18 protein-coding genes are annotated in these 16194 nt (G+C 67.0%); 14 read left to right on the plus strand and 4 right to left on the minus strand.

What is annotated here, in order from left to right; all coding sequences use genetic code 11:
• Positions 1 to 277: 277 nt before the first annotated feature.
• The gene (locus tag SJH88_RS01980) at positions 278 to 1999 is read right to left on the minus strand and encodes a GMC family oxidoreductase (protein ID WP_274753480.1); all 1722 of its coding nucleotides are present in this window, start codon (positions 1997 to 1999) and stop codon (positions 278 to 280) included.
• Positions 2000 to 2219: 220 nt separating this feature from the next.
• Here SJH88_RS01980 and SJH88_RS01985 point away from each other — a divergent pair, with 220 nt between their 5' ends.
• The 6 genes from SJH88_RS01985 to SJH88_RS02010 all read left to right on the plus strand — a co-directional run bounded on the left by SJH88_RS01985 (position 2220) and on the right by SJH88_RS02010 (position 6934).
• Entirely contained in the window at positions 2220 to 3347 is a 1128-nt protein-coding gene (locus SJH88_RS01985; protein WP_274753481.1) for an MlaE family ABC transporter permease, read from the plus strand.
• Between the two features lie 3 nt (positions 3348 to 3350).
• Positions 3351 to 4163, plus strand: a complete 813-nt coding sequence (locus tag SJH88_RS01990; RefSeq protein WP_274753482.1) for an ABC transporter ATP-binding protein — start codon at positions 3351 to 3353, stop codon at positions 4161 to 4163.
• A 3-nt stretch (positions 4164 to 4166) separates the two neighbouring features.
• The gene (locus SJH88_RS01995) at positions 4167 to 5123 is read left to right on the plus strand and encodes an MlaD family protein (protein WP_210929995.1); all 957 of its coding nucleotides are present in this window, start codon (positions 4167 to 4169) and stop codon (positions 5121 to 5123) included.
• 11 nt (positions 5124 to 5134) lie between these two features.
• Positions 5135 to 5788 carry an ABC-type transport auxiliary lipoprotein family protein gene (locus tag SJH88_RS02000; protein WP_274753483.1) on the plus strand — a complete coding sequence of 218 codons (654 nt, stop codon included), beginning with the start codon at positions 5135 to 5137 and terminating at the stop codon, positions 5786 to 5788.
• Between the two features lie 173 nt (positions 5789 to 5961).
• Positions 5962 to 6180, plus strand: a complete 219-nt coding sequence (locus tag SJH88_RS02005; protein WP_042419078.1) for a CsbD family protein — start codon at positions 5962 to 5964, stop codon at positions 6178 to 6180.
• A gap of 226 nt (positions 6181 to 6406) precedes the next feature.
• Complete coding sequence (locus tag SJH88_RS02010; protein WP_274753484.1) at positions 6407 to 6934, plus strand: hemerythrin domain-containing protein; 528 nt, start codon at positions 6407 to 6409, stop codon at positions 6932 to 6934.
• Positions 6935 to 6965: 31 nt separating this feature from the next.
• Here SJH88_RS02010 and SJH88_RS02015 read toward each other — a convergent pair whose 3' ends face one another.
• Positions 6966 to 7598: a MarC family protein gene (locus SJH88_RS02015; protein ID WP_042419072.1), complete on the minus strand. Its 633-nt coding sequence runs from the start codon at positions 7596 to 7598 to the stop codon at positions 6966 to 6968.
• Between the two features lie 122 nt (positions 7599 to 7720).
• Here SJH88_RS02015 and SJH88_RS02020 point away from each other — a divergent pair, with 122 nt between their 5' ends.
• Positions 7721 to 8419, plus strand: a complete 699-nt coding sequence (locus SJH88_RS02020) for a dienelactone hydrolase family protein (RefSeq protein WP_274753485.1) — start codon at positions 7721 to 7723, stop codon at positions 8417 to 8419.
• Between the two features lie 107 nt (positions 8420 to 8526).
• Here SJH88_RS02020 and SJH88_RS02025 read toward each other — a convergent pair whose 3' ends face one another.
• Both SJH88_RS02025 and hemB read right to left on the minus strand, forming a co-directional pair.
• Positions 8527 to 9660: a magnesium transporter CorA family protein gene (locus SJH88_RS02025; protein WP_052662590.1), complete on the minus strand. Its 1134-nt coding sequence runs from the start codon at positions 9658 to 9660 to the stop codon at positions 8527 to 8529.
• A gap of 97 nt (positions 9661 to 9757) precedes the next feature.
• Positions 9758 to 10768: a porphobilinogen synthase gene (gene hemB / locus SJH88_RS02030; RefSeq protein ID WP_154164658.1), complete on the minus strand. Its 1011-nt coding sequence runs from the start codon at positions 10766 to 10768 to the stop codon at positions 9758 to 9760.
• Positions 10769 to 11018: 250 nt separating this feature from the next.
• On the opposite strand from hemB, the gene SJH88_RS02035 reads away from it, so the two are divergent.
• From SJH88_RS02035 to rpsG, 7 genes are all read left to right on the plus strand, one after another.
• A complete protein-coding gene (locus SJH88_RS02035; protein ID WP_274753486.1) occupies positions 11019 to 11441 on the plus strand; it encodes a CopD family protein in 423 nt (140 codons plus the stop codon).
• Positions 11442 to 11482: 41 nt separating this feature from the next.
• Complete coding sequence (locus SJH88_RS02040; protein WP_042419063.1) at positions 11483 to 12580, plus strand: VanZ family protein; 1098 nt, start codon at positions 11483 to 11485, stop codon at positions 12578 to 12580.
• A 13-nt stretch (positions 12581 to 12593) separates the two neighbouring features.
• Positions 12594 to 12938 (plus strand): (2Fe-2S) ferredoxin domain-containing protein, encoded by a 345-nt coding sequence (locus SJH88_RS02045; RefSeq protein WP_042419133.1) that lies wholly within the window; start codon positions 12594 to 12596, stop codon positions 12936 to 12938.
• An 87-nt stretch (positions 12939 to 13025) separates the two neighbouring features.
• A complete protein-coding gene (locus SJH88_RS02050; protein ID WP_183303337.1) occupies positions 13026 to 13664 on the plus strand; it encodes an alpha/beta hydrolase in 639 nt (212 codons plus the stop codon).
• A 41-nt stretch (positions 13665 to 13705) separates the two neighbouring features.
• Positions 13706 to 14875: a D-alanyl-D-alanine carboxypeptidase family protein gene (locus SJH88_RS02055; RefSeq protein WP_043385779.1), complete on the plus strand. Its 1170-nt coding sequence runs from the start codon at positions 13706 to 13708 to the stop codon at positions 14873 to 14875.
• A 156-nt stretch (positions 14876 to 15031) separates the two neighbouring features.
• Positions 15032 to 15409, plus strand: coding sequence for a 30S ribosomal protein S12 (gene rpsL / locus SJH88_RS02060; RefSeq protein ID WP_042419058.1), 378 nt, complete (start codon positions 15032 to 15034; stop codon positions 15407 to 15409).
• Positions 15410 to 15577: 168 nt separating this feature from the next.
• On the plus strand, positions 15578 to 16051 hold the full coding sequence (gene rpsG / locus SJH88_RS02065; RefSeq protein ID WP_042419055.1) for a 30S ribosomal protein S7: 474 nt from the start codon (positions 15578 to 15580) through the stop codon (positions 16049 to 16051).
• The last annotated feature ends 143 nt before the right edge of the window (positions 16052 to 16194 follow it).

Below are 16194 nucleotides of genomic sequence, written 5' to 3' on the forward strand. Positions count from 1 at the left end.
GGCCGACCGGCTGGCGGCCCTGCTGGACGCCGGGGCGGTGACCCCTGCACCGGCGGTGCCGCTGGTGGAGCGTGTGGCGCACCGCTTGCGCGATGCGGCCCCGCCGGACGACGAGGCCAGGCGCTACATCGGCGGCTTGCGTTAGCGGGGGAGTCCTGAAAAAAGAGCTGGGTGCGCGCGGAAAGTCTGGACTTCAGCGCGGTTCAGTGCCGAAGTTGGCTTTTGATCAGCGCAGACAGCTCACTTTTTTAAATCCAACCGACGGACGCTGGACCGTTCACACGGTCAGCGCCTGGGCCGGTGCCTCGGGGGCGGTCGCCGCCAGGGGGGCCTGGCCCGCGCGCGCCTTGCGTTCGGCACGGATCCAGCCGGCGGCCTTTTCCGCCAGCATCAGCGTCGGGCTGTTGGTGTTGCCGCTGGTGATGGTGGGCATGGCCCCGGCGTCCACCACACGCAGCGCCTGCACGCCGCGCACGCGCAGGCGGCTGTCCAGCACGGCCATGGGGTCGTCGTCGCGGCCCATCTTGGTGGTGCCCACGGGGTGGAAGATGGTGGTGGCAATGTCGCCGGCCAGGCGGATCAGCTCCTCGTCACTCTGGTACTGGGTGCCGGGCTTCCATTCCTCGGGGGCATACTGCGCCAGTGCCGGCTGGCTGACGATGCGGCGCGTCACGCGCAGGCTGTCGGCCGCCACCTGCTGGTCCTGGGCGGTGCTCAGGTAGTTGGGCGCAATTGCCGGTGCGTCCTCGAAGTTCGGGCTCTTGATGTGCACCGTGCCGCGGCTGGTGGGGTTGAGGTTGCAGACGCTGGCGGTGAAGGCCGGGAAGCTGTGCAGCGGCTCGCCAAACGCATCCAGCGACAGGGGCTGCACGTGGTACTGCAGGTTGGGGTGTTCCAGCTCGGGGCGGCTGCGCGTGAAGGCGCCCAGCTGCGAGGGCGCCATGCTCATCGGGCCGCTGCGGCGCAGCAGGTATTCCATGCCGATGCGCAGCTTGCCCCAGGGGCTGGCCGCCAGGGTGTTGAGGGTGAGTGCATCGCGCACCTTGTAGACCGAGCGGATCTGCAGGTGGTCCTGCAGGTTGGCGCCCACGCCGGGCAGGTCCCGCGTGACCGGGATGCCGGCCTGGTGCAGCACCTCGGCCGGGCCGATGCCCGACAGCTGCAGCAGTTGCGGCGAGTTGACGGCCCCGGCGCAGACGATCACTTCCTCGGTGGCCGTCAGCTGGGCCAGTTCGTCGCCGGTCCAGACCTTGACGCCGGTGCAGCGCAGCGCGCCATCGGCCTGGCGCTCCACCACCAGGCGTGTGGCCTGGGCCATGGTCCACATCTCGAAGTTGGGGCGGCCATAGCACTTGGGGCGCAGAAAGGCCTTGGCCGTGTTCCAGCGCCAGCCGTCCTTCTGGTTCACTTCGAAATAGCCCACGCCCTCGTTGTCGCCACCATTGAAATCCTGCGTGGCCGGAATGCCGGCCTGCTGCGCTGCCTGGGAGAACGCATCCAGGATGTCCCAGCGCAGGCGCTGCTTCTCGACGCGCCATTCGCCCTTGTGGCCGTGCAGGTTGGCAAAGGCCGGGTTGGGCGGCTGGCCCTCGTCCAGGCGCCAGTGGCTTTCGTGTTTCATGAAGGCCGGCAGCACCTGCTCCCAGCGCCAGCTGTCGTCGCCGGTCAGCCCGGCCCATTGGTCATAGTCGCGCGCCTGGCCGCGCATGTAGATCATGCCGTTGATGCTGGAGCAGCCGCCCAGCGTCTTGCCGCGCGGGTAGCGCAGGCTGCGGCCGTTGAGCCCGGCGTCGGCCTCCGTCTGGTAGAGCCAGTCGGTGCGGGGGTTGCCGATGCAGTGCAGGTAGCCGACGGGGATGTGGATCCAGTGGTAATCGTCCTTGCGGCCGGCTTCGATCAGCAGGACGCGCACGTTGCGGTCGGCGCTGAGGCGGTTGCACAGCAGGGCGCCTGCAGTGCCGCCTCCGATGACGATGTAGTCGAAAGAGGTGTCACTCATGAAGCAAGCCCGTGTGACCGGGCATCAATCGGCCTCCGGATTGGAAACCGTGGTTCCATTGTGTGGAATGCCCCGGGGCTGTCGATAGGGAAAGCGTGTAGTCTTGGTTTGACGATTTCGGTGTTGCACTGCAAAATGCACCGGGTGCTGGCTTGCGTTCCGTGGTTCGCGGCCGGGGCCAAAGCTTGTAAGCTGGCAGCGCTTCGACTTTTTTCATGCCATGACCGATACCCTTCCCCGTTTGCAGACCCTCCAGGACGCCGAAGGCGCCTGGGTGCAGTTGCAGGGGCGCTGGGGCGCGGCGGAGCTGGGCCAGCGCCCGGTGTGGCAACAGCTGCAGCGCGCCCTGCGCAGCCATCCGGCGAACGCCGCCACGGGCTGGGACCTGCAGGCACTGCAATGGCTGGACCACATCGGCGCCCAGCTGCTGTGGCGCCACTGGCACTACGCCTGGCCGCAGCGGGTGCGCCTGACCGATGCCCAGCGCACCATGCTGGCGCGCGTGGCCGCCCTGCGCCAGGAACCCGCGCCGGCGCCGGCCCCGCTGTGCATGATGGACCGGGTGAACCAGCTGGGCCTGCTGGTGCTGCACGCGCTGGACCATTTCCAGCACTTGGTGGAGCTGGTGGGGCAGCTGGTGCTGGACATAGTCCGCCTGCTGCGCGATCCGCGCAAAGGGCCCTGGCGCGATTTTTCCGGCCACCTGTACAGCATGGGGGCCACGGCGCTGCCGATCACGGCCTTGGTGGGCTTTCTGATCGGCGTGGTGCTGGCCTACCTGATGGCGCTGCAGCTGCGCCAGTTCGGCGCCGAGGCCTTCATCGTGAACATCCTGGGCATCTCGCTGATCCGTGAGCTGGGGCCGCTGCTGGGCGCCATCTTGGTGGCCGGCCGCTCGGGTTCGGCCATCACGGCGCAGATCGGCGTGATGCGTGTGACCGAGGAGCTGGACGCCATGCAGGTCATGGGCATCCGCCATGGCTTTCGCCTGGTCATGCCACGCGCGCTGGCGCTGGCGCTGGCCATGCCGCTGATCAGCCTGTGGACCACGCTGGCGGCGCTGGCGGGCGGCATGCTGGCGGCCGACATGACCATGGGCATCTCGGCCGGCTACTTCCTGCAGGCGCTGCCGGACGCGGTGGAGATCGGCAACCTGGTGCTGGCCATGGCCAAGTCGGTGGTGTTCGGGGTGTTCATCGCGCTGATCGGCTGCCACTGGGGGCTGCGCGTGCAGCCCAACACCCAAAGCCTGGGCGCGGGCACGACGGCCTCGGTGGTGTCGTCCATCACCATGGTGATCGTGGTCGACGCCCTGTTCGCCATCGCTTTCAAGGATGTGGGGTTCTGAGCCATGACCGCAGCCGCATTCCCCCGCCCGCAGACGCCCCGCGCCATGGTGCAGGTCGATAAGCTGTGGAGCGTGTTCGGCGAGGGTGACAACGCCTTTGCCGTGCACCAGGACCTGGACCTGACGGTGTACCAGGGCGACATGCTGTCCATCGTCGGTGGCTCGGGTACGGGCAAGACGGTGCTGCTGCGCCAGATCCTGGGGCTGCTGCAGCCGGGGCGCGGCACGGTGACCACGCTGGGCCGGCCGGCGGCCGAGCTGTGCACCGAAGGCGCGGCCGCCCGCGTCGGCATGCTGTTCCAGCACGGGGCGCTGTACTCGGCCTTCAACGTGCTGGAGAACATCGGCTTTGCCCTGCGCGAGCTGGGCACGCTGCCCGCGGCCATGGTTGACGAGGCCGCCATGGTCAAGCTGCGCATGGTTGGCCTCCAGCCCGAGCACGCCACGCGCATGCCGGCCGACCTGTCCGGTGGTATGGTCAAGCGGGTGGCCTTGGCGCGCGCCCTGATCATGGACCCGCCGCTGCTGCTGCTGGACGAGCCGACGGCCGGGCTGGATCCGACCAGCTCCGACGAGTTCTGTGCCCTGCTGCGCGAGCTGCGCGCCGAGCTGGGGCTGACCGTGGTCATGGTCACGCACGACCTGGACACGCTGTTCGCCTTGTCCAGCCGCGTGGCGGTGCTGGCCGAGAAACGCGTGCTGGTGACCGGAACACCGCAGGAGGTGGCGCAATTCCCGCACCCCTTCATCACCACTTTCTTCCAGGGCGAGCGGGGTCGCCGGGCCATGGCACCCGCTCCGCAAGGAGGGCATTGAGCAATGGAAAACAAATCACACGCCATGGCGGCCGGCAGCTTCGTGCTGGCGCTGCTGGTCCTGCTGGGGGCGCTGGCCCTGTGGCTGACGCGCGACCGCCACGACTACACCCTGTACGAAATGTCCACCGGCGACACCATCAGCGGCCTGCAGAACCAGGCCACGGTGCGCTACAAGGGCGTGGCCGTGGGCAAGGTGACCGAGATCACCTTCGACCAGGCGCAGCAGGGCAATGTGCTGATCCGCATCGCGGTCGACAGCAAGGCCCCGGTCTCGCCCACCACCACCTTCGGCATGCTGGGCTACCAGGGCGTGACCGGGATTGCGCACATCCAGCTGGACGACGTGACCGAGCCCATGGCCGCCCTGCCCGAGGGCCCCGGCGGCATTCCGCGGCTGTTGATGAAGTCCTCGCCGCTGAGCGTGCTGGCCGACCAGGGCATGACCATCCTGAGCAAGGTCGACGAGGCCACCCGGCGCATCAACCAGCTGCTGGGGGATGACAACCAGGAGCGCTTCAGCAGCCTGCTGCTCAACCTGTCGGATGCGGCCAGCAATGTCAGCGGCGTGACCCGCTCCATGCACACCACCTTGCAGCAGGAGCTGCCTGGCATGACCCAGGATGCCCGCCGTGCCCTGCAGGCCATGGAAAAGGCCGGGCAGGAAGCCGGCGCGCTGGCGCAGGAGGTGCGGCGCATGACCACGACCGTGCAAGGCCCGGATGGCGCCCTGGCGCGGATCACCGAAGGCTCGCAGGCCATGGCCCGGGCGGCCGAGCGCCTGGACCGCGCCACCCTGCCCGGCATCAGCCAGGCCGCCAGCGATGTCTCCTCGGCCGCACGCCGCATGGGCAGTGCCGCGGCGGGGATTGGCGACAACCCCCAGTCGCTGCTGTATGGGGTGGATGCCGGACAGCCCGGGCCCGGCGAGCCCGGTTTTGTGGCCCCTGTGGCCCAGTAAGGAAGATGCATATGCGCGCACTGATCACTCCACGCCGCGCCTGGTTCTGGGCGGCGGCGGTCGTCTGGCTGGCGGGCTGCAGCACCCTGCCGCGGCCGCCCCAGGCCGTGACCCGCTATGACCTGGGGGCACCGGCCGCGTTGGCGGCGCCGCCGGCCGTAGCCTTGCCGGCCGTGGCCCTGGGGCCTGTGCAGGCGCCCTTGCTGGCCGATGGCAGCACCCTGGTGCATTACCGACTGGCGTATGCGGATGCGCAGGTCTTGCGCGCCTACACCCAGGCGCGCTGGAGCGTGCCGCCCGCACAGATGGTGCAGCAGCGCTTGCGCGAACACCTGACCCAGGGCGGGCGCGTGGTGCTGTCGGCAGCCCCGGGCGAAGCCCTGCCCAGCGTGCAGGGGCGGCGCGTGCCCGTGTTGCGCCTGGCGCTGGAGGAGTTCAGCCATGTCTTCACCAGTGCCCAGGACAGCGTGGGCTGGGTGCGCGTACGCGCCACCCTGGTGGACCCCGCGCCGCAGGGCGATGTGCTGTTGGCCCAGCGGGTGCTGGAGGTGCGCCAGCCCGCGTCGGCACCGAACGCCGCGGCCGGGGTGCAGGCCCTGGCCCAGGGGGTGGATGTGCTGGGGGGCACCCTCACCCAGTGGCTGCAAACCGTGTCCAACCGTTAAACACTCTCTGGCACACCGGGTCGGTCTGGTCCGACCGGCCCTGTCCCGCATCGACGACACGCTGCGCCATGAATTTTTCTTAAAGTGAGTTTTCGCGCTGCAGGAATGTGAATGTGTTGGTTTTTGCGCATTCTCTGTGCAGTCAATGTTGATTTCACGCTGAGGAAAATTCCATGAATGAAGACCGTATCCAAGGAAACTGGAAGCAATTCAAGGGCAAGATTCGCGAGCAGTGGGGCAAGCTGACCGACGACGATGTGGACGTGATCGCCGGCAAGCGCGACCAGTTCCTGGGCAAGCTGCAGGAGCGCCATGGCCTGGCCAAGGAAGAGGCGGAAAAGCAGCTGGCCGAATGGCACAAGCGCCACCCCGACTTCCGTTTTGACCGCTGATCCATAGTCGCCCGCAGGGGGCGCCGCTTCCGGTCGCAATTCCGCCCGCAGGCGCGCACCCACCCTGTGTCAGCCCCAGCCCCGCATGCGGGGCTTTTTGCCGTCTGGCCCGGCGGCGCCTGTAGGCCGTGGTCCTGTGCCGGCCGGGCTTTGACCTGTCTCAAACCCCTACGAGATAGGCTTCGTAAGCTTTCGGCTTTGCACAGTTTGGACGAAGGAGGGCGCTATGGCGATATTGGAATGGAGCACGGCCCTGGAGTTGAACGTTCCAGTCATGGACGAAACGCACAAGGAGTTCGTGGACCTGATGGTGCAGGTGGAAGCCACGCCGGACGAGGCCCTGATGCCGGTGTGGCAGGCGCTGGTGGCACACACCGAGGAGCACTTCGGACAGGAAGACCGCTGGATGCTGGCCACCGGCTTTGCCACGGGCAACTGCCACGCCACGCAGCACAAGGTGGTGCTGGACATCATGCGAGAAGGTGGCAAGCGCGGGGACGAGGGGGACTACAGCATGATCCGCGGCATGACGCCGGAGCTGGCCTCCTGGTTCAGCTACCACGCCCAGACCATGGATGCGGCCCTGGCCCAGCACATGCAGAGCGTGGGCTTTGACCCCGCCAGCGGCGCCCTGCTGCACAGCGATGCCCTGCCGGCGCAGCCCATCAGCGGCTGCGGCGGGGCCTGCTCCACCCCGGACGACCACGCCCAGCACGGCGCCCAGGCCGACAAGGTGGCACAGTCGGCGGTCTGAGTGCCGCCCCTGTGCCGGCCGGCACGCGCTGTCAGCCCGCCAGCGCAGGGAAAATCTTCATCAGGCCCCCGGCCATCACTTCCACGGCCAGGGCGGCCAGGATCAGGCCCATCAGCCGCGTCATCACGTTGATGCCGGTCTTGCCCAGCACGCGGGCAATCGGTTCGGCCATGGAAAAGCTGGCCCACACCGCGGCCGCCACCACCACCCCATAGCCCACCAGGGCCAGGTGCTGCCAGAAAGTGGCCGCCTGGTCGGCGTAGATCACCACGGTTGACATGGCGGCTGGCCCGGTGAGCAGCGGGATCGTCAGCGGCACCACGGCGATGCTGTTGCCCATGGCGGCCTTCTCGACCCCCGCTTCCAGCGTGTCCTCGTGGCGCCGGTCTTCGGCCGGGCGCGCGTTGAGCATGTTCATCGCGCTGATCAGCAGCAGCAGGCCGCCGCCGACCTGGAAGCTCTGCAGCGAGATGTTGAAGAAATCCAGCACCTGCAGGCCGATCAGCGCGCAGGCGGCGATCACCACGAAGGCGCTGAACGACGCCGTGCGGATGGTCTGGGCACGCTGCGCAGCATCGAAGCCTTGCGTGTAGTGGATGAAAAACGGCACGATGGCCAGCGGATTGACGATGGCAACCAGGGTGATCAGCGGTTTCAGATCCATGGGCGGGCAGTGCGGGGAAGGGTGGACAGGTCCTAAGTGGAACGCAGATTGCTTAAAGTTGCCAGTGTTGCGGCCGGCAGGGACACGGCAGGCCGCCCAACGATAACAAGGAGATGCGATCCATGGGCAGCTTTATTTCACTGACCGCCGCCGACGGCACGGCGGTGCCGGCCTGGGTGGCCCGGCCCGAGGGCCCGGTGCGCGGGGCCGTGGTGGTGGCGCAGGAGATTTTCGGCGTCAACAGCCACATCCGCGCCGTGACCGACCGCCTGGCCGCACGCGGTTTCGTGGCGATCGCCCCGGCGCTGTTCACGCGCCTGGAGTTCGATGTGCAACTGGGCTATGACGTCGAGGGCATGGCACGCGGCAAGGCCTTGAAGGCCGCGGCCGAGGCCCTGCCGGGCGAGGGCGTGCTGCAGGACATCCGCGCCGCGGCGCAATGGGCCTTGCAGCAGGACGGTGTGGCCGGCGTGGGCATGGTGGGCTTTTGCTGGGGCGGGCTGCTGGCCTGGCGCGCGGCCGAACGGGTGAGCGAGCTGTCGGCCGCCGTGTGCTACTACGGCGGGGGCATGACCGTGTCGCCGGAGCTGGCGCGCACGCCGCGCGTACCGGTGCTGGCCCACTTTGGCGCGCGCGATGCGCATATTGCGCTGGACGGCGTGCAGGCCTTCAGCCGGGCGCACCCCGGGGTGCAGGTGCATGTGTACGACGCCGACCATGGCTTCAACTGCGACCAACGCGGCAGCTATGACGAGGCCAGCGCCATCCAGGCCAAGGACCGCACGCTGGCCTTCTTCGACCAGCACCTGGCGCGCGCCTGATGCGGGTCTGATGCAAAAGAAGAGCTGTTGGCGCTTGCCATGCTTGGGTTCTGGCGTGTTTTGACTCGCAAACCCAGCGTGGGCGCACGTGGGCCGCTCCCGGTTTGTCAGGTGTTCTCGCCCATCAGGGTGTCGCGCTCGATGTAGCGGCGGCGCAGGAAGAACACCAGCAGGGCCAGGCCGATGCCGGCCATGGCGCCCATGGCCCACCAGAAACCGTCTTCCTTGTGCACCAGGGGCAGCACGTCGAAGTTCATGCCGAATACGGCGGCGATCAGGTTCAGCGGCAGGAAGATGGCGGTCAGCGTGGTCAGTGTGCGCATGATGTCGTTGGCGCGGTTGCTCTGGGCCGAGAAGTGCATCTGCACCGCGGCCTCGGCGCTCAGCTCCATGCGGTGCACGTGGTGGCTGACGCGCTCGATGTGCTCCAGCACGTCGCGCGAGCGCACGCGCAGCAGTTCGCGCGCGCGGCGCTCGGCCGTCTCGCTTTCCTCGGGCCAGCTCTCCAGCATATCGATCCAGTCCTGCACGGCGGCGCGCTGGTCTTCGCAGATTTCGTTGAGCTGGTGCAGGCCCAGCTGCGCCTGCAGCACCTTGCCCCAGTCGTGGAAGCGCGAGTTGGGGTTGAGCAGGGCCATCTGCCACTGGTCCATCTGTTTGGCCATGTCGCGGCGCAGGCTGAGGAAACCGTCCACCATCAGGTCCAGCTGGCGCAGCATCAGGTCGGCGCTGCTGGCGGGCAGGCGGCTGCCGGCGCGCTTTTCCGGCGTGGTGCCCGGGGCCAGCAGGCGCTGCACATGGTGGGCGCGCACCGGGCATTCGCCGGGGTGGACGCTGAACAGCAGCTGGTCGAACACGGCAAAGCCGACGGGGGCGGTGTCCAGGTTCTTCAGCAGTGGGGCGCTGGCAGGGCGGGCGCCGGCGTCTGCGCTGCCGGTTGCGGGTGGCGGCGGCAGGTCCAGGCGCCGGAACAGCATCACGTCGTAGTCCGAGGTGTAGTCGAAGGTGGACGGGATCTGGGCGTTCAGCAGGTCGGAGATGTGCAGGTCCACCAGGGGTGTGCCGCACAGCTGCAGCAGCAGGCGCTGCACGGCCGCGATCTGGGTCTCGAACTCGGTGCGCTCGCACGACAGCCAGTAGAAGCTGCCGGCCTCGGGCGCGGGCAGGGGGGCGTCGGACGCAGGCCAGGTGCCCAGGTCGAGCACCTGCTTGGTGGCAGGCTGGATCAGCAGCAGTCGCATAGCTACAAGGTCAAATGGCCGCAAAACGCAGACTGTACAGGCGCTGGCAGCGATCCAAACCGTGTCTGCGCGCACGCAGACACGGGCGAGGGGCCGCTTACAGGCCGCGCAGCCGCTTGGCGGCGTCGATGGCGAAGTAGGTCAGGATGCCATCGGCCCCGGCGCGCTTGAAGGCCAGCAGGCTTTCCATCATCACGGCGTCGTGGTCCAGCCAGCCGTTGGCGGCCGCGGCCTTGAGCATGGCGTACTCGCCGCTGACCTGGTAGGCGAAGGTGGGCACGCCGAACTCGTCCTTGACGCGGCGCACGATGTCCAGGTACGGCAGGCCGGGCTTGACCATGACCATGTCCGCGCCTTCGGCGATGTCCAGCGCCACTTCGCGCAGGGCTTCGTCGGAGTTGGCGGGGTCCATCTGGTAGACGTTTTTGTCGGCCTTGCCCAGGGCGCCGCGCGTGCCCACGGCGTCGCGGAAGGGGCCGTAGAACGCGCTGGCGTACTTGGCGCTGTAGGCCATGATGCGGGTGTGGATGTGGCCTTGCAGCTCCAGCGCCTCGCGGATGGCGCCAATGCGTCCGTCCATCATGTCGCTGGGGGCGACCATGTCCACGCCGGCTTCGGCATGGGCCAGGGCCTGGCCGACCAGCACTTCCACGGTCTCATCGTTGAGGATGTAGCCGCTCTCGTCGAGAATGCCGTCCTGGCCGTGGCTGGTGTAGGGGTCCAGGGCCACGTCGGTCATCACGCCCAACTGGGGGAATTCCTGTTTCAGCGCGCGCACCACGCGGGGGATCAGGCCGTCGGGGTTCAGGGCCTCCTTGCCGTCGGGGGTCTTGAGGCTGGCATCGATGGCGGGGAACAGCGCCAGGTAGGGGATCTCCAGCTTCACGCACTCCTCGGCCACGGGCAGCAGCAGGTCCAGGCTCAGGCGGTCCACGCCGGGCATGGACGGCACGGCCTGGCGCAGCTGCGTGCCCTCGTGCACGAACACCGGGTAGATGAAGTCATGGGCTGTCAGGCGGTTTTCGCGCACCAGGTTACGGGTGAAGGCGTCGCGGCGCAGGCGGCGCGGACGGCTTTGCGGGAAAGGGGTAGGGTTCGACAGATGCATGCCGCGCATTGTGCGCCTGTCGGTCGGCGCTGGCGAGGGATTGCGCAGGGTGCCGCTGGGGCATGCCTTGGGGATAGTCCCCGTGTGCCGGGGGCGGCGGGGTGCTAGATTTCGCCTCGAAAGCGGCTTGCTGCTTTCCCTGCTTCACCTCCCTGAGCAGGCCTCTTCCAGAGGAATTTCTCGGCCCGGCTGCATGCCGGGCCTTTTTTTGTGCGCCAGCCCAGGCCAGGGGCGGGCTTACACTGTGCCCATGTTGTGGGTCAAAGCTTTTCATATCGTCTTCGTGACCAGCTGGTTTGCGGGTTTGTTCTATCTGCCGCGCATCTTTGTGAACCTGGCCATGGTGCCGCCCGGCTCGGTGGCCGAGCGCGAGCGCCTGATCGGCATGTCCCAGCGGCTGCTGCGTTTCACCACCCTGCTGGCGGTGCCCGCCGTGGGCCTGGGCCTGTGGCTGCTGTTCGGCTATGGCTTCTGGCAGTCGGGCGGCTGGGTGCATGCCAAGCTGGTGCTGGTGGCGCTGGTGCTGGCCTACCACTACAGCTGTGGCCGCCTGCTGCGCCAGCTGATGGCCGAGACCTGCCTGCGCAGCCACCGCTGGTTCCGCTGGTACAACGAGCTGCCCGTGTTCCTGTTGATGGGCATCGTGGTCCTCGCGGTGGTCAAGCCGTTCTAACTCTCGCAACCGTCTGAGCCCGGGCTGGAAAGGGGCTGTTTGTGTTCAAAACCTCGGCATGGCCGCTGGCCCTGCTGTACACCCTGCTGATCGTGTTCGCCAGCCTGTTCCCGTTCGAAGGCTGGCGGGTGCAGGGCATCTCTCCCTGGGTGTTCGCCACGGCGCCGCTGCCGCCGCCGTACTGGACCTGGTTCGACGTTAACACCAACATCATCGGCTACGTGCCCCTGGGCTTTCTGCTGGCGCTGGGCGGCGTGCGCAGCGGCATGCGCGCCTGGGCCATCCTGTGGGCGGCGCTGTGCGGGGCCGTGCTGTCGCTGAGCATGGAGTTCCTGCAGATCTACCTGCCGCGGCGCGTGCCGTCCAACATGGACTTCGTGCTCAACGCCGCAGGCGCCCTGGTGGGCGCGGTGCTGGCGGCGGGCCTGGAGTGGCTGGGCCTGCTGGAGCGCTGGAGCGTGTTCCGCGAGCGCTGGTTCGGCCACCAGCCGCATGGTGGCCTGGTGCTGATCGGCCTGTGGCCGCTGGCCCTGCTGTTCCCGCCGGCGCTGCCCTTCGGCCTGGGGCAGGTGCTGGAGCGCCTGGACACCACGCTGGACGAATGGCTGGAAGGCACGCCCTTCATGGACTGGCTGCCGCTGCGCGAGGCCCCGCTGGTGCCCCTGATGCCCAGCGCCGAAATGCTGTGCGTCATGCTGGGCCTGCTGGCGCCCTGCCTGCTGGGCTACCTGCTGATCGTCCACCGCGGCCGGCGCGCGGTGTTCGCGCTGCTGACCGGGGTGGCCGGCGTGGCGGCGACGGCGCTGTCCTCGGCCATGGCCTATGGGCCGGTGCACGCCTGGGCCTGGCTGACCCTGCCGACCCAGGCCGGCATGGTGGCGGCGGCGCTGTTTGCCGTCTGCCTGCTGCCCATCGGGCGCCGCTGGTGCGCGGTGCTGTTGCTGCTGGTACTGATGTGGCAGCTGAACTGGCTCAACCAGGCGCCGCTGAACCCGTATTTCGCCGACACCCTGCAGTCCTGGGAGCAGGGCCGGTTCATGCGCTTTTACGGACTGGGTCAGTGGCTGGGCTGGCTCTGGCCCTATGCCGTGCTCGCGTATGTGGCCTTGCGCCTGTCTCAGCGCCAGGGCGACTCCTAGAATGCACAGCACCATGAGCGACAACACTGCCCCCGGCTACTACAGCCGCCACATTTTTTTCTGCCTCAATGAGCGCCCCAACGGTGAGGACTGCTGCCACCTGCACGGCGCCAAGGAAGGCTTTGACCACTGCAAGCGGGCGGTGAAGGACGCCGGCCTGGCCGGCAAGGGCCAGGTGCGGGTGAACAAGGCCGGCTGCCTGGACCGCTGCGCCGCCGGCCCCGTGGCCGTGGTCTACCCCGAAGGCACCTGGTACACCTTCGTGGACACGGCCGACATCGACGAAATCGTCGAGTCGCACCTCAAGCATGGCCAGGTGGTGGAGCGTTTGCTGGTGCCGCCGGAACTTGGTCGCTGAAACCGACTCAGACGCCGTATTGCAAGTGTTTTTGGCAGTTTGCGCTGATCTGACAAGCGCAGACAGCTATGAATTAGGTAGTTTGCTGTGAACGCCCAAACCGAACGATTCACCCTGACCGGCGCCGCAGGCGCCATCGAAGCCCTGCGCGACCGCCCGGTGGGTACCCCCCGGGGCGTGGCGGTGATCGCCCACCCGCACCCGCTGTATGGCGGCACCATGGACAACAAGGTGGTGCAGACCTTGGCGCGTGCCTTCGTGCAAACCGGTTGGGAGACCATCCGCTTCAACTTCCGCGGCGTGGGCGCCAGCGCCGGCGTGCACGACGCCGGGCGCGGTGAAGCCCAGGACCTGGTGGAGGTGGTGCGCCAGGTGGCCCCCCAGGGGCCGCTGGCGCTGGCCGGCTTCTCGTTCGGGGCCTTTGTTACCACGCACGCCGTGGCCGCCCTGTGGGACGAGGGTCGCGTCGAGCAGGTGGTGCTGGTGGGCACGGCGGCCAGCCGCTTCGAACCCGCCACCCTGCCACCGGCGGCGCACGCGCGCACCCTGGTGCTGCATGGCGAAAAGGACGACACCGTGCCGCTGCAGTCCGTGATGGACTGGGCGCGCCCGCAGATACTGCCTGTAACAGTTGTGCCCGATGGAGGTCATTTCTTCCACGGACAATTGCCGTTGCTCAAAGGGCTGGTGGTCCGCCACCTGAGCGCCGGTCACGTGCCAACGTGACCGCTAGCCCCTTGTTGATTTTTTGATAAACCGAGTTGTTCATGAAGCCTGTTTTCTCCTCCTTGCGCACGCTGGCCCTGACCGCGGCGCTGGCGCCCCTGTGGGCCAGCGCCCAAATCGCCCCGCTGCAGCCCCCTGAAATTGCCGCGCACACCTACATGCTGGTGGATGTGACCGCCAACCAGGTGCTGGCCTCCAAGGATGTGGACGCCCAGGTGGAGCCCGCTTCGCTGACCAAGCTGATGACGGCCTACCTGGTGTTCGATGCCCTGCGTGCCAAGAAGATCACGCTGGAGCAGCGCCTGCCCGTCAGCGAGCTGGCCTGGAAGATGCCCGGCTCGCGGATGTTCATCGACCCCAAGATGCAGGTGGCGGTGGAAGACCTGCTCAAGGGCATGATCGTGCAGTCCGGCAACGACGCCACCATGGCGCTGGCCGAAGGCGTGGGCGGAACCAAGGATAACTTCGTGCGCCTGATGAACGAGCAGGCCAAGGCGCTGGGCATGACCGGCACCAGCTACAAGAACCCCGAAGGCCTGACCGAGGCCGGGCACTACACCACGGCGCGCGACCTGTCCATCCTGGCCATGCGCCTGATGCGCGACTTCCCCGAGTACACCCACTACTACTCCATCAAGGAATACCGTTACCAGGGCACGCCGGCCGCCAACAGCCGCAACCGCAACACCCTGCTGTTCCGCGACCCCTCGGTGGACGGCCTCAAGACCGGCCACACCAATGCCGCGGGCTACTGCCTGGTGTCGACCGCCAACCGCGAAATCCCCAATGTGGGCGGGCGTCGACTGCTCTCCATTTTGCTGGGCGCGGCCAGCGACAACGCGCGGGCCAACGAAAGCCAGAAGCTGCTGAACTGGGGCTACACCGCCTACGACGCCGTCAAGCTGTTCGATGCCGGCCAGCCCATGGAAGAGGCGCAGATCTGGAAGGGCTCGCAAGGCACCATCAAGGTGGGCCGCGAAGCCGCGACCGTGGTGACCGTGCCTTCGGGCAGCGCCGGCAAGGTGACCACCCAGCTGGTGCGCACCGATCCGCTGATGGCGCCGATCACCAAGGGCCAGCAGGTGGGCACCTTGAAGGTGCTGGTCGGCGACCAGGTGGCGGCCGAGCTGCCGGTGCTGGCCCTGGAGGCCGTGAATGAAGGCGGCTTCTTCCGCCGCCTGTGGGACTCCATCCGTCTCTGGATCCGGTAACGGCTCCAGGCCGACGGCAGCACCTCTGGACTCCTGGGGGTGCTGCCGTTAATCACGTGCGACTTGCCCCGGGTTTGCCAAACTGGTACATTCGAGGGCTTTTCGGAATTTCCGAAGGGTTTCACGTTTTCGTTTTTTACGTTTAGGGACGTATATATGCCAACCATTAACCAACTCGTGCGTCAGGGCCGCACGGTCGAAGTTATCAAATCCAAGAGCCCTGCTATGGAAAACTGCCCCCAACGCCGTGGCGTGTGCACCCGTGTGTACACCACCACGCCCAAGAAGCCTAACTCGGCTTTGCGTAAGGTGGCCAAGGTGCGTCTGACCAACGGTTTCGAGGTGATCTCGTACATCGGCGGTGAAGGCCACAACCTGCAAGAGCACAGCGTGGTGCTGGTGCGCGGCGGCCGTGTGAAGGACTTGCCTGGTGTGCGTTACCACATCGTGCGCGGTTCCCTTGACCTGCAAGGCGTCAAGGACCGTAAGCAAGCCCGTTCCAAGTACGGTGCCAAGAAGCCTAAGGCCAAGTAATCAGCCCTGGCTTGAAAACAATCGGTGTTTGATTCGCCTGACTGGCGCGGTCAAACGTAGTGGCCCAAAGCGCAAATGTCTTGCGTGGGTCGAGTAAGTGAGAGTTTTGTTAAATGGCTCTCGCGGTGCCTGAAAAGACACCAACTGAAGCAAAGATAGAGGTAAAAAATGCCACGTCGTCGCGAAGTCCCCAAACGTGAAATCCTGCCGGATCCTAAGTTCGGCAATGTCGAGCTGTCCAAATTCATGAACGTGATCATGGAAGGCGGCAAGAAGGCGGTTGCAGAGCGCATCATCTACGGTGCCCTGGATCTGATCGCCAAGAAGCAGCCTGAAAAGGAAGCTCTGGAAGTGTTCGTCACTGCCATCAACAACGTGAAGCCCATGGTGGAAGTGAAGTCCCGCCGTGTGGGTGGTGCCAACTACCAGGTGCCCGTTGAAGTGCGCCCCGTCCGTCGTCTGGCTCTGTCCATGCGCTGGATCAAGGAAGCCGCCCGCAAGCGTGGTGAGAAGTCCATGGCCCAGCGCCTGGCCAACGAACTGCTGGAAGCGACCGAAGGTCGTGGCGGCGCCATGAAGAAGCGTGACGAAGTGCACCGCATGGCCGAAGCCAACAAGGCATTCAGCCACTTCCGCTTCTAATCTGCTGAGCGCAGATTGAATCAGACGGGCCGCTCGCAATTTTTGCCGGCGGCCTTGTCTCGATTCAAGGCACCCCCATATAGAACTGCTGGCCCCGGCGCACAAGGCAGGGTGATCGCAGACTCTCTCCCATACGATCAATC

Origin of the sequence: Comamonas sp. GCA5 (assembly GCF_036541385.1) — a bacterium.
Taxonomy (GTDB): domain Bacteria; phylum Pseudomonadota; class Gammaproteobacteria; order Burkholderiales; family Burkholderiaceae_C; genus Comamonas; species Comamonas aquatica.